Raw genomic sequence first — 13,493 nt, forward strand, 5'->3', positions numbered from 1 at the left:
AGTTCCCTTAGAGTTGCCAGAGCAAGCTCCGGCGGATTGAAAAATAAGAAAAAATCATTCTACGGGCTAAGCAGAGCAAATTTGATGCCGCCCCAAGCCAGTGCATTGGGGTTTTTACCGTGGAAAATCAGGCATTTGGCGCTTTCCGCCGGCGAACAGTGCGCAAAGTTCCGATTGCGCTTTGAGTCCCCTTACGCCGCTTGTCCTTAGAGGGTGCGTAAACAGGCACAAAACCTTACACTCTAGGGTTACCCCCCGGATTCCCATGAACGCCCCAGTCGACGTCTCCTTTTTCGCGCGCGCCGCCAAGCCGCTGTCCAGCTACCGCAAGTACTGGGCGGCCCGCTTTGGCACGGCCAAGTTTCTGCCGATGAGCCGCAAGGAGATGGATGTGCTGGGCTGGGACAGCTGCGACATCATTCTGGTGACGGGCGACGCCTATGTGGACCACCCCAGTTTTGGCATGGCGGTGATCGGCCGAATGCTGGAAGCCCAGGGTTTCCGGGTAGGCATCATCGCCCAGCCCGACTGGTCCAGCGCCGACGCCTTCAAGGCCTTGGGCAAACCCAACCTGTTCTGGGGTGTGACCAGCGGCAACATGGATTCCATGATCAACCGCTACACCGCGGACCGCAAGATCCGCAGTGACGACGCCTACACCCCCGGCGACGTGGGCGGCAAGCGCCCCGACCGTGCCGCCATTGTTTATAGCCAGCGCTGCCGCGAGGCCTTCAAGGACGTGCCCATCATCCTGGGCGGCATCGAAGGCAGCTTGCGCCGCATTGCCCATTACGACTACTGGAGCGACAAGGTGCGCCGCAGCGTGGTGGTAGACGCCAAATGCGACCTGCTGCTGTACGGCAACGCCGAGCGCGCGATTGTGGAAATCGCCCACCGCCTGGCCGCCAAGGAGCCGGTGGAGCAGATTACTGATGTGCGTGGCACCGCCTTTGTGCGCCGCCCCGATGACGAGACCGGCAAGGGCTGGTTCGAAATCACCTCCACCACCGTGGACGAGCCGGGCCGCGTAGAAGCCCACATCAACCCCTACATGACCACCAGCGAGCAGGCGGCCGAGAACGGCGCCACCTGTTCCAAAGAGGATGACGCCAAGCTGGTGGCCGAGGGTGCTACAAAAGAAGGAGCTGCCCGCGCAGAGGCCATGCGGGCTGAGGCCATAAAACCCTTGACATTTATGCCCAACCCGGCTTTGCACGGCCTGGGCAAGTACAAGGTGCCGCCGCGCGACCGCTCGGTGATCCGCCTGCCCAGCTACGAGCAGGTGCGCTCCGACCCCATCCTCTACGCCCATGCCAACCGCGTGCTGCACCTGGAAACCAACCCTGGCAACGCCCGCTCCCTGGTGCAAGCGCACGGGGAGGGCACCACGGCGCGTGACGTCTGGATCAACCCGCCGCCCATCCCGCTGACGACCGCCGAGATGGACATGGTGTTTGACTTGCCCTACGCGCGCAGCCCGCACCCCAGCTACGCGGACGAAAACGGCAGCCACGATGGCGCCACCAAGATCCCGGCCTGGGAAATGATCCGCTTCAGCGTGAACATCATGCGCGGCTGTTTTGGTGGCTGCACCTTCTGCTCCATCACCGAGCACGAGGGCCGCATCATCCAGAGCCGCTCGGAAGAATCCATCATCAAAGAGGTGGAGGACATCCGCGACAAGGTCAAGGGCTTCACCGGCACCATCTCTGACCTGGGCGGCCCCACGGCCAATATGTACCGCCTGGGCTGCAAGAGCCCCGAGATTGAGGCCGCCTGCCGCAAGCCCAGCTGCGTCTACCCCGGCATCTGCCAGAACCTGACCACCAACCACGACCCGCTGATCAAGATCTACCGCCGGGCCCGTGCGCTCAAGGGCATCAAGAAGATCCTGATTGGCTCCGGCCTGCGTTACGACCTGGCCGTCAAGAGCCCGGAGTATGTGAAAGAACTGGTGCAACACCACGTGGGTGGCTACCTGAAGATTGCACCCGAGCACACTGAGCAGGGGCCGCTCACGAAGATGATGAAGCCCGGCATCGGCAGCTACGACAAGTTCAAGCAGCTGTTCGAGAAGTTCAGTGCCGAGGCGGGCAAGAAGCAGTTCCTGATTCCGTACTTCATCGCCGCCCACCCGGGCACGACCGATGAAGACATGATGAACCTGGCCATCTGGCTCAAGAAGAATGGTTTTCGCGCCGACCAGGTGCAGACCTTCTACCCGAGCCCCATGGCCACGGCCACCGCGATGTACCACAGCGGGCGCAACACGCTCAAGCGCGTGCACCGCACGGCGCAGAGCGACGACGAGACCGTGGACATCGTGCGCGGCGAGAAGCGCCGTCGCCTGCACAAGGCCTTCTTGCGCTACCACGACCCCAACAACTGGCCGCTCTTGCGCGAAGCGCTGAAGACCATGGGCCGCGCTGATCTGGTCGGCAATGGCAAGCACCACCTGATTCCTACCTTCCAGCCCTTGGGCGACGGTGGCTACCAGAGTGCACGCAAGAAGAACTCGACCGCGGCACCTGCGAAGGCGGTTGCGCCAGTCAAAGGCCGCATCCTGACCCAGCACACCGGCTTGCCTCCGCGCGTGACCGGTGCGGCCAAGCCCAGTGCCAAGCTGCCCCGCAAGCCGCGCTAGCCTGTTTTTTTAAGTCAAATAGGCCTCTAGCCCCCATGCCCTCTGCGCGAGCAGCTATTCAATTTGTAGCAATCTGCATGCTGGGCTGGCTGTTCGGCGGTGCCGTTGCCAGCGCGGCAGACGGTACGGCAGGAGTCTGCCCACCCGTAGCCCAGCCGCTAAATGAACCCCTGTTCCAGGCCGCCGCGGCCCAGGCCAAAGACCATGGCCTGTTGTGGCGCATCAGCAAAGGCGGCCACAGCTCGTATTTGTACGGCACGCTGCATGTGGGCCGTGCCGCATGGATGGCGCCCGGCCCGCTGCTGCGGGACGCGCTGCAAGCCACCGACACCCTGGCCTTGGAGTTGGACCCGCTGAACCCTGATATGCAGCGCGAGATGGCGGCCGGCCTGGCCCAGATGAAGTTGCGGCCCCTGACCGCGGCGCTGCGGGCACGGCTGCTGCGCCAGCTTCAGGCCCAGTGCCTGCCCACGCAAGATGTGAACAAGGTGCCGGCTGAAATGCAGCTCATTACCTTGTCCGCTCTGGTCGGGCGGCGCGACGGGCTGGACCCCACCTATGGCTCCGAAGTGCTGTTGTCCGTGGTGGCACGCAGCATGGCGCGGCCCGTGGTTTCGCTGGAAACCGTGCAGGAGCAGATGCATGCCTTGCTGGCCCGCAACGCGGCCGAGGCCAACACCGTGGTGCGCGAGGGGTTGGATGACCTGGAAACTGACCGTCTGCGCCAGATGCTGCTGCGCACGGTGGATGTGTGGGATACCGCCGACTTCGATGCAATGTCCCGCTACAACGAATGGTGCCAGTGCGCCGATACGCCTAGCGAGAAGGAGCAGATGCGCCGCTTGCTGGACGACCGCAACCCCGGCTTGGCGCAGCGCGTGGACGCCTTGCACACCAGCGGCAAAAAACTTCTGGTGGCGGTGGGCAGTCTGCACATGGCAGGGCTGCAAGGGCTGCCGGCCTTATTGGCTACGCGTGGCTATCTGGTCGAGCGATTGCGCTAAGGCTACGCGGACCAAGGCCCCGCAAAAGGCCTGAAATTCGTAAGCAATTAGCCGGGATTTGCCGCAGCGGGTGGTACCAGCTGGGGTTTGTGGGGCGGGGGAACGAAGATTTGTACTTGGTTTCTTCCCATCTGCTTGGCCTTATACAGTGCCTTGTCGGCGTGGCTGAGCAGTTGCTCAAACGATTCGCCGCCTGCGCCCAGGGCAGCTACGCCAAGGCTGATAGTGAACGGCACGCGGTCACCGTCCTCATTGTCCACCCGCTGCTCTTGCACTGCTTCACGCAACGACTCTGCGACCAGGTGCGCGTTGGCCAGACTGGCTTCTGGCAGTATGACCACGAATTCTTCACCGCCTAACCTGGCCACCACGTCCACACCGTCTCGTATGCGTTGGCGGCAGATGTCAGCCACTGCACAAATTACCCGGTCACCTACGGAGTGGCCCCAGTTGTCGTTCACAGCCTTGAAGGAGTCGAGGTCCACCATCAGCACCGACAGGGAGTGCCTGAACCGCGCGGCGCGCAGGCATTCCTTGGCGCCCAGCTCCATCAGCGTGCGCCGGTTGGCCAGGCCGGTTAGCGCATCGCTGGAGGCCAGCCGTTCGAGCGCGGTGTTCATCGATTGCAACATCGTGTTTTGCTCGGCCAGCTTGCGGTTGATTTGGGCGATCTCGTCTTCCTTGCGCTTTCGGTTGTCTATGTTGAAGGTGACGCCGATGAAACGCTGGCCGGGAGCGGTGCTGTTGGCGTCCATGATCCTGCCGTAGTTGGCATACCAGATCCATGTGCCCGCTTTGGAGCGCAGCCGGAACTCGCAGCGGTACTCCGGCGTGCGGCCCGCCAAGTGGTCGTGCACGGCTGTCTGGATCATTTCCAGATCGTCCGGGTGGACAAACTCGAGCATGTGGTCCAGATTGTGAAGCACCTCCTGGTCGTTGTAGCCCAGCTCGCCAAAGGTTTTCATGGCTTTGCGGGTGACTTGGCCGGTCAGCAGGTTGTTTTCCCACAGATCCAGACCCGCAGCCTCCAACGCAAGCTCCAGGCGTTCCTTATTGAGGTCTTTTTCGTCCATGGGCAGTCTAGTTGGAGGGCATGGCGCCCGCGTAGCCTATGTCGCGCAGCAGGCTGGCAAACGAGTCCACAACGCCGGGTGTTGCATACAACTGGGGTGCGGTAGAGACCTGGATGATGCTGACCATTTTGCCCGTGCTCTTGCCGGTTGCGGAGTCGAAGTACACCGCCAGATCGTCGCTCGCATTCGAGAAGCCCAGGCCCGTACTTTCGGAGTAATAGCAGATCGAATCCGGCGCGATGATCATCGGTGCCGTGCTTTGGCTGGAATACATGATGAGGTTTTCATTCATGTTGTAAATACTGCACGTCTGTGTACTTTGGGCGGGATCTTGCGTATTGTCCAGCCGTATAACCCCTGCATCCAACGAAGCCGACGTGGTGGTCTGGGTAATGCTGGTGATATAGAAGTTACTCACCGCGACACTGGCGGTGCGGCCGGTGAGCAGCGCGATCTGCGCGGCCACGCTGGCACTGGACTGGGGCGTGCTGCCCTGCAGCAGAAACAGGCCCAGGCCCCAGGCTTGCGCCAGTGTGCCGGGAATGTAGTTGCCGGTCAGACCATAGTTGTTGCTGGCATTGGACGGCCACAGCGCGATGCCGGAAAACCCGCCAAATCCACCCACTACGCCGCCGGCCAGCTTTTCCATCTGGGCGGCAGTGGGGGCGCTCAGCAGCGCCGACTCGGCTGTGCTGTAGTCGGCCACATCGGTAGCGAGTGCGCAGGGGCTGACAGGCAGATTCACCGCACCGACAAAGGTGGTTTGTGGCAGCTCGGGCACAGCCCGGCCCGCGCCGTCACCGTCTACCACCCACAGGCTGTCAGCGCCAGCCGCTGCGCCCAGCAGCGGCACCAGCGAGTTGATGGCCCCAATCTCCACCGGGATGACACAGCTTGCCGTGTAGCCTGTGGTTGTTTGCATCAGGAACAGGGTGTTGGCTACCGAGTTCTGGATGTCGACCAGGGTCAAAGCGTCGCCAGCGTCGGGCGAGCCCATCATGGCCACCACGCAGCAGTTGCTACTGCCGTCATAGGGGCGGACGGTTACGCTACCTGTCCAGCCGCTTTGGCCCAACTCATTCAGTATGGACAGCGCATCCAGGTAGCTCCCTCCGCCGCCGCTGGCCAAAACGGCGGCACCCGCTGCAATGTATTCAAAATCGGCAAGCCCATAGTGATAAGAAGTCATCATTTCCTTTCCGTATATGGCGTAGGGCGGCCACTGAATGGACAGCCTAAACAAAATGTAACAGGGCGTGTATTGATGCGTGTGACTTTTTGGAGGGGCGAGTATCGGTAACTCGCCACAAAACAGGTTACAAATTGGGTCTTGGAGGCAGTGCACGGGCGTTGACTAAGTAAAACGCCTTGAGAATGCACTAAGCTGTTCGTCAACAAGAGACAAAGCGGCGGCACCCCGGTGCCGACCCCCACACCATGACGCTGCAAGACCACGACCTGTCCGCACTGATGCGGGCGGAGCATACCGATCCTTTTAGCGTGCTGGGCATGCATGCCCGCCCCGACGGCCTGGCGGTCCACGCCATGCTGCCGCGCGCCGCCGCGGTGGAGTTGGTCGACAAGGCCAGCGGGCAAACCTGCGCCAAGCTGGAGCGCCTTGCCGACTCTGATGTATTTGCTGCGCATCTGGGCCTCCATGCCACGCCGTTCGCCTACCAGTTGCGTGTGCAGTGGGCCGACGGCCCCGAGCAACTGATCGAAGACCCCTACAGCTTTCCCCTGGTGCTGCAAGACCTGGACCTGTGGCTGTTGGCCGAAGGCACGCACCAGCGCCCGTTTGAATGCCTGGGGGCGCATCTTGTCTGCATCAACGGCGTGTCGGGTGCCAGCTTTGCCGTGTGGGCGCCGAATGCGCGCCGTGTTTCGGTGGTGGGTGCGTTCAACCAGTGGGATGGTCGGCGCCACCCCATGCGCTTTCGGCGCGAATGCGGTGTGTGGGAAATCTTCATTCCCGCCGTTGCCCAGGGCGACCTCTACAAATTTGAAATCCTGGGTGCCCAGGGCCAGATCGCTGTGAAGGCCGACCCCTTTGCCTTCCACGCCCAGCTGCGGCCCGACACCGCCAGCGTGGTCTACCCGCTGCCGCCGCGCCTGCCCATGCGCGCCGACCGCGCCGCGGCCAACGCGTTTGACCAACCCATCAGCATTTACGAGGTGCACCTGGGCTCCTGGCGCAAGGTGGACGGCTGGCGCTGGCTCAGCTACCGCGAGTTGGCAGACACCCTGGTGCCCTACGCCAAGGAGATGGGCTTCACCCATCTGGAGTTGCTCCCCATCAGCGAGCACCCGTTTGATGGGTCCTGGGGCTACCAGCCGCTGGGCCTGTTCGCTCCCACTTCGCGCTTTGGCACACCCGAAGACTTCAAGTTCTTTGTGGACGCCGCGCATGACGCGGGCCTGGGCGTGATTCTGGATTGGGTGCCCGCGCACTTTCCGAGCGACGCGCATGGCCTGGCCGAATTCGATGGCACCCATCTGTACGAATACGCCGACCCCAAGGAAGGTTTTCACCAGGACTGGAACACGCTGATCTACAACTTTGGTCGCACCGAGGTACGCAACTTTTTGGTCGGCAATGCGCTGTACTGGCTGGAGCGCTATGGCATCGACGGCCTGCGCGTGGACGCCGTGGCCTCCATGCTGTACCGTGACTACAGCCGCGAAGAAGGCCAGTGGATTCCCAACAAACACGGGGGGCGCGAGAACCTGGAGGCCATCGAGTTCCTGCGTCGCATGAACCATACCGTGGGCACCGAGCGGCCCGGCGCCATCACGCTGGCCGAAGAATCCACCGCGTTCCCCGGTGTGAGCCGCCCGCCCAGCGCGGACCTGCAAAGCGGTGGTTTGGGTTTTCACTACAAATGGAACATGGGCTGGATGCACGACACGCTGAAATACGCGTCGCTGGACCCGGTGCACCGCCAGCACCACCACAACCAGCTCACCTTCGGGCTGATGTACGCCTTCACCGAAAACTTTGTGCTGCCGCTCTCGCACGACGAAGTGGTGCACGGCAAGGCCTCGCTCCTGGGCAAGATGCCGGGAGACGATTGGCAGCGGTTTGCCAACCTGCGTGCGCTCTACGGGTTCATGTGGGCCTACCCGGGCAAGAAACTGCTGTTCATGGGCGGCGAGCTGGGCCAGCCTACCGAGTGGGCCGATGGCTCCGAGCTGTCCTGGTCACTGGAGCAGCAGCCTGCCCACCAGGGCGTGCAGCGCTTGGTGCGCGACTTGAACCGCGTGTACCAGGCCTTCCCGGCGCTGCACCAGCAGGATGTGCAGAGCGGTGGGTTCGATTGGATTGCCCATGAGGATGCGGCCCAGTCGATCGTGGCCTTTGTGCGGTATGGCCTGGCGGGTGAATGCGCCGTGGTGGTATGCAACTTCACGCCCCTGCCGCGCTATGGATATCGCGTCGGCATGCCGGTCGCGGGTACCTGGCGGGAGCTGATCAACACCGACAACGTGGTGTACGGTGGCAGCGGCGTGGGCAATGGCGAATTGAGCACCGATGCAGTGGCCGCCCACCACCGTGTGCAGTCCGTGGTGCTGACCTTGCCGCCATTGGCATGCCTTGTGCTCACCCGCGTGACCCCTTGAACGACCCAGTGGATCCCGTCGGCATGACTTTGCACCCCGGCCAAACGCAACCCTTGGGCGCGCAGCTGCGCGACCAGGGCGTGAACTTTTGCCTCGCAGCGCCGAACGCACAGGCCGTTGAGTTGTGTCTGTTCGACGCGAGTGCCACAACGGAGGTGCAACGCCTAGCGATGCAGGGGCCGGTAGACGGTGTGTGGCATGGTTTTCTGCCGGGCGCTCAGGCCGGTCTGGTCTATGGCTGGCGCGTGCATGGCCCCTGGAACCCTGCGCAAGGCCAACGCTTCAACCCCGCCAAGTTGCTGCTAGACCCGGCAGCGCGTGAGGTGGTGGGGCGCTACGACGGCGACGACGTGCATGTGGGCCATGTGCCCGGTAACCCCAACCAGCAGGATGCGCGCGACAACGCCGCTACAGCCCTCAAGGCCCGCGTGGTGCGCGACCTGCCGGCTCCGCAGGGGCGAGTGCAGGTAGACCCCGCCCAGCGGGTGCTGTACGAGCTGCACCTCAAGGGCTTTACCGCCTTGCACCCCGAAGTACCCGCGGCGCTGCGCGGCAGCTACGCAGGCCTTGCGCACCCGGCAGCCATTGCGCATTTGCGCAGCCTAGGCGTGACCACCGTGAGCCTGATGCCCGTGGCACACCGCGCGGACGAAGTGCGACTGATTCGCCTAGGCCTGTCCAACTACTGGGGCTACAGCCCAATTGCCTGGAACGCGCCCGAGCACCGCTACTGGAGCGGCACCCCCGGCTCCAGCCCGCGCAGCGAATTTCGCGCGCTGGTGGATGCGCTGCATACTGCGGGTCTGGAGGTTATCCTGGATGTGGTCTACAACCATACGGGCGAGACTGACGAGCTGGGCCCCACGCTGAGCCTGCGTGGTATCGACAACGCTACCTACTACCACCTGGACAGTGCCAACCCCGCGCTGTATACCAACTGGACTGGCTGCGGCAACTGCGTGAACCTGAGCCATCCGCTGGTGTTGCGCACCGTGATGGACAGCCTACGTGGCTGGGTGCAAGAGTTTGGCGTGGATGGGTTCCGCTTTGACTTGGCGCCTGTGATGGCACGCGCGGGAGCGGACCGGGAGCATCGCTTTGAGTCCAATGCCCCGTTTCTGATGGCTGTGGCACAAGACCCGGTGCTGCGCGACCGGCTCATGGTGGCCGAGCCTTGGGACATTGGTCCTGGCGGTTACCAGCTGGGTGCGTTTCCGGCCGGATGGCTGGAGTGGAACGATCGCTTTCGCGATACCCAGCGCAGCGCGTGGCTGCAGCACGGTGCCAGCCGCGCCGATCTGGCCAACCGCCTGGCCGGTTCGGTGGATGCTTTCAACCCCACGCGGCGCGCAGCCCACAGCAGTGTGAACCTGGTGACGGCGCACGATGGCTTCACCTTGATGGACCTGGTGAGCTACAAAGAGCGCCACAACGAGGCCAATGGCGAGCACAACCGCGACGGCCACGGCCATAACCTCAGCGTGAACAACGGCGTGGAAGGCCCCAGCGACGACCCGCCGGTACAGGCTCGGCGCCTGCGCCAGCAGCGCGTGCTGCTGGCCAGCTTGCTATGGTCGCTGGGCACGCCCATGTTGCTGGCGGGCGATGAGCTGGGCCACAGCCAGGGCGGTAACAACAACGCCTATTGCCAGGACAACCCCATCACCTGGCTGCACTGGGACCGGACGGAGACCAGTCTGGTGACCTTTGTGGCACAGGTGCTGGCCCTGCGGCGTGCAATGCCCGTGCTGCACAGCAGCGCCTGGTGGCGCAGCAGTGCGGACCATGGCCAGCCGCAGGCCCCGGTGGCGCAGTGGTGGGCGCCTTCGGGCGACGCGCTGAGCGGCTCGGACTGGCACCACCCGCATGACCGTGCGCTGATGCTGGTGTTGATTCCCACCCCGGTACAGGCCGGCGCAGCGCCGTCACCCGCCTGCCTGCTGTTGCTCAACACGACGCCAGAAGACATGGAATTCACGCTGCCCGCGGTCCCTGAAGGAACTGGCTGGCAGCTGCGCCTGGAAACCCACATCGGCACCACGCCTGATGCGGCCTTGCCGCCCTGCGTGCAGGTGCCTGCCCAAAGCCTTTGGCTGGCCAGTGCCAGCAGTCTGTAACCCTTTTTTTACTACGCCCTCACTACCTATGTCTCTCATCACTCTGCCCACCACGCCGTTTGACGGCCAGCGCCCCGGTACTTCGGGGTTGCGCAAAAAAGTAACCGTGTTCCAGCAGCCACGCTATCTGGAGAACTTTGTCCAGGCTCTGTTTGACGTACTGCCCGATGCGGCAGGTCAGACCCTGGTGGTGGGGGGCGATGGCCGCTACCACAACCGTGTGGCCATCCAAACTATTTTGCGCATGGCCGCAGCCAAGGGCTACGCGCGCGTGCTGGTGGGGCAGGGCGGCATTCTGTCAACACCGGCCGTGAGCGCGGTGATCCGCAAGCATGGCGCCAGCGGCGGCATCGTGCTGTCGGCCAGCCACAACCCTGGTGGGCCTGATGGCGACTTTGGCATCAAGTACAACGTGGCCAATGGTGGCCCCGCACCCGAGAAGGTGACCGACGCGGTGTACGCGCGCACCTCGCAACTTAGCCAATTGCACACCACCGACACGCCCGATGTGGCACTGGACGCGCTGGGCACCAGCCGCCTGGAAGGCACCGAAATTGTGGTGATCGACCCGGTGAATGACTATGCCGAAGTGATGCGCGGCCTGTTTGACTTCGCGGCCATTCGCAAACTATTTGCTGGCGGTTTCCGATTGCGCTATGACGCCATGTGCGCGGTGGGCGGACCGTATGCCAAATCCTTGCTCGAAGGCGAACTCGGCGCCCCCGCAGGCACGGTGGTGAATGCCGAGCCACTGGAAGACTTCGGTGGCCTGCACCCCGACCCGAACCCCGTGAACGCGGAAGACCTGATTGCCCATTTGTTCGCGGACGATGCGCCCGACATGGGCGCCGCCAGCGACGGCGATGCGGATCGCAACATGGTGGTGGGCCGCAAGTTTGTGGTGTCGCCCTCTGACAGTTTGGCGGTACTGGCCGCGCACGCCACCCAGGTGCCGGGTTACAAGGCTGGCTTGGCCGGTGTGGCACGTTCCATGCCCACCAGCACTGCGGTAGACCGCGTGGCCAAGGCGCTGGGCATTCCTTGTTTTGAGACCCCCACGGGTTGGAAGTTCTTTGGCAACCTCATGGATGCAGGCAAAGTCACCCTGTGCGGCGAGGAAAGCTACGGCACCGGCTCCAACCATGTGCGCGAGAAAGACGGTCTGTGGGCTGTGCTGTTCTGGCTCAACCTGGTGGCCACGACGGGTCAGACCGTGGAGCAACTGGCGCGCGCGCTGTGGAAGGAACATGGCCGCTGCGTTTACTCGCGCCACGACTATGAAGCCATTCCCACCGACAAGGCTGATGCGCTGATGCGTGATCTGCGTGCGAGCTTGCCATCGCTGGGTGGCACCACCGTAGCCGGTCTGCCGATTGCGTTTGCCGATGACTTTGCCTACACCGACCCGGTGGATGGCAGCGTGAGCCAGAAGCAGGGCGTGCGTGTGGTGCTGACCGATGGTTCGCGCGTGGTGTTCCGCCTGTCGGGCACCGGCACCGAAGGCGCCACCTTGCGTGTCTATCTGGAGCGCCACGAACCCAACCCGGCCCGCCAGGACCTGCCCGCGCAGGAGGCCTTGCAACCGCTGGTGGCGCTGGCCGAAGTGGTGGCCAAGGTGCGTGCCTTCACGGGCATGGACCGACCGACCGTGATGACCTGACAGATACCCGACAGACTCATTTTTCGCGACCAAAAACTAACAGGAGACAAGCATGAGCACAACAGAGACCCCACGCAGCCTTGTGCAGCAGGAACGCCACATGCAGCCCCATATGCTGGTGCGCCGCACCATCGCCTTGGTGCTGGCCGGAGGCCGCGGTTCGCGCCTCAAGCAGCTGACCGACCGCCGCGCCAAACCCGCGGTCTACTTCGGCGGCAAATTCCGTATCGTCGACTTTGCGCTGTCCAATTGCGTGAACTCCGGCATTCGCCGCATCGGCGTGATCACGCAGTACAAGTCGCACTCGCTGTTGCGCCACTTGCAGCGCGGCTGGAGCTTCTTGCGCGCCGAACTGAACGAGATGGTGGACCTGTTGCCGGCCCAGCAGCGCGTGGACGAAGAACACTGGTACCGCGGCACAGCCGACGCCATTTACCAAAACCTAGACATCATCCAGAGCAGCAAGCCCGAGTACGTGGTGGTGTTGGCCGGTGACCACGTCTACAAGATGGACTATTCGCTGATGCTCAAGGACCATGTGGACAGCGGCGCGGGCTGCACCGTGGGCTGTATCGAAGTGCCGCGTGCCGAGGCCAGTGCCTTTGGCGTGATGGCGGTGGACACTACGCGCAAGATCACCGAGTTCGTGGAAAAGCCGGCCGACCCGCCTCCCATGCCCGGCAACGATGCCGTGTCGCTGGCCAGCATGGGTATTTACATCTTCGATTCCAAGTACCTCTACGACCTGCTCGAAGACGACATTGCCAACCCCAACTCCAGCCACGACTTTGGCAAGGACGTGATTCCACGCGTGGTGCGCGAGGGACGGGCGATTGCCCATCCGTTCTCCATGTCCTGCGTGTCGTCCACGCCCGACGCGATTCCCTACTGGCGAGATGTCGGCACGATCGACGCGTTCTGGGAAGCCAACCTGGACCTGGCCTCGGTTACGCCCGAACTCGACATCTACGACACCAACTGGCCCATCTGGACCAGCCAGCGCCAACTGCCCCCCGCCAAGTTTGTGCAAGACGCCGACGGCAAGCACGGCCAGGCCATCAACACCATGGTGTCGGGTGGTTGCATCGTGTCGGGCTCCATCGTCAGCAACTCGGTGTTGTTCAGCAGCGTGCGGGTGCACTCCTTCTGCGTGATCGACCAGGCCGTGCTGCTGCCCGAAGTGACCATTGGCCAGAGCTGCCGCCTGAGCCGCGTGGTGGTGGACCGCGGTTGCACCGTGCCCGATGGCCTGGTGATTGGCGAAGACCCTGTGGCCGACGCCGCGCGCTTTGAGCGCACCGAAAATGGCGTGGTGCTAGTCACCAAGGACATGCTGAACCGCCTGCCCGCCGCCTGAGCCCCTGACCCCATAAC

The 13,493-nt window shown here is 63.3% G+C and carries 8 protein-coding genes; 6 read left to right on the forward strand and 2 right to left on the reverse strand.

Going from position 1 to position 13,493, the window contains the following annotated elements; genetic code table 11:
- Positions 1-265: 265 nt before the first annotated feature.
- On the forward strand, positions 266-2,644 hold the full coding sequence (locus AC1DZ5_RS07470) for a YgiQ family radical SAM protein (RefSeq protein ID WP_477887611.1): 2,379 nt from the start codon (positions 266-268) through the stop codon (positions 2,642-2,644).
- Positions 2,645-2,679: 35 nt separating this feature from the next.
- Complete coding sequence (locus tag AC1DZ5_RS07475; RefSeq protein ID WP_477887613.1) at positions 2,680-3,648, forward strand: TraB/GumN family protein; 969 nt, start codon at positions 2,680-2,682, stop codon at positions 3,646-3,648.
- Positions 3,649-3,695: 47 nt separating this feature from the next.
- Here the strand turns inward: AC1DZ5_RS07475 and AC1DZ5_RS07480 are convergent, their stop codons facing one another.
- Positions 3,696-4,721 carry a sensor domain-containing diguanylate cyclase gene (locus AC1DZ5_RS07480; protein WP_477887615.1) on the reverse strand — a complete coding sequence of 342 codons (1,026 nt, stop codon included), beginning with the start codon at positions 4,719-4,721 and terminating at the stop codon, positions 3,696-3,698.
- 7 nt (positions 4,722-4,728) lie between these two features.
- Complete coding sequence (locus AC1DZ5_RS07485) at positions 4,729-5,910, reverse strand: S-methyl thiohydantoin desulfurase domain-containing protein (protein ID WP_477887617.1); 1,182 nt, start codon at positions 5,908-5,910, stop codon at positions 4,729-4,731.
- A 248-nt stretch (positions 5,911-6,158) separates the two neighbouring features.
- On the opposite strand from AC1DZ5_RS07485, the gene glgB reads away from it, so the two are divergent.
- Genes glgB through glgC form a run of 4 tightly spaced genes read left to right on the forward strand, consistent with a single transcriptional unit; the run spans position 6,159 to position 13,476 of the window.
- Complete coding sequence (glgB, locus tag AC1DZ5_RS07490; protein WP_477887619.1) at positions 6,159-8,342, forward strand: 1,4-alpha-glucan branching protein GlgB; 2,184 nt, start codon at positions 6,159-6,161, stop codon at positions 8,340-8,342.
- Positions 8,339-10,459 (forward strand): glycogen debranching protein GlgX, encoded by a 2,121-nt coding sequence (glgX, locus tag AC1DZ5_RS07495; RefSeq protein ID WP_477887621.1) that lies wholly within the window; start codon positions 8,339-8,341, stop codon positions 10,457-10,459. The genes glgB and glgX overlap by 4 nt, the downstream gene beginning before the upstream one ends.
- Before the next feature lie 28 nt (positions 10,460-10,487).
- The gene (locus AC1DZ5_RS07500; protein WP_477887623.1) at positions 10,488-12,119 is read left to right on the forward strand and encodes an alpha-D-glucose phosphate-specific phosphoglucomutase; all 1,632 of its coding nucleotides are present in this window, start codon (positions 10,488-10,490) and stop codon (positions 12,117-12,119) included.
- Between the two features lie 52 nt (positions 12,120-12,171).
- Positions 12,172-13,476: a glucose-1-phosphate adenylyltransferase gene (gene glgC, locus AC1DZ5_RS07505; RefSeq protein ID WP_477887625.1), complete on the forward strand. Its 1,305-nt coding sequence runs from the start codon at positions 12,172-12,174 to the stop codon at positions 13,474-13,476.
- Positions 13,477-13,493 lie beyond the last annotated feature (17 nt).

The organism is Rhodoferax sp. P1_F3, from assembly GCF_056405715.1.

Coding starts and splice junctions, on each gene's coding strand:
- AC1DZ5_RS07470 (WP_477887611.1), top strand. CDS start 266: ATGAACGCCCCAGTCGACGTCTCCTTTTTCGCGCGCGCCGCCAAGCCG.
- AC1DZ5_RS07475 (WP_477887613.1), top strand. CDS start 2,680: ATGCCCTCTGCGCGAGCAGCTATTCAATTTGTAGCAATCTGCATGCTG.
- glgB (WP_477887619.1), top strand. CDS start 6,159: ATGACGCTGCAAGACCACGACCTGTCCGCACTGATGCGGGCGGAGCAT.
- AC1DZ5_RS07500 (WP_477887623.1), top strand. CDS start 10,488: ATGTCTCTCATCACTCTGCCCACCACGCCGTTTGACGGCCAGCGCCCC.
- AC1DZ5_RS07485 (WP_477887617.1), bottom strand. CDS start 5,910: ATGACTTCTTATCACTATGGGCTTGCCGATTTTGAATACATTGCAGCG.
- glgC (WP_477887625.1), top strand. CDS start 12,172: ATGAGCACAACAGAGACCCCACGCAGCCTTGTGCAGCAGGAACGCCAC.
- AC1DZ5_RS07480 (WP_477887615.1), bottom strand. CDS start 4,721: ATGGACGAAAAAGACCTCAATAAGGAACGCCTGGAGCTTGCGTTGGAG.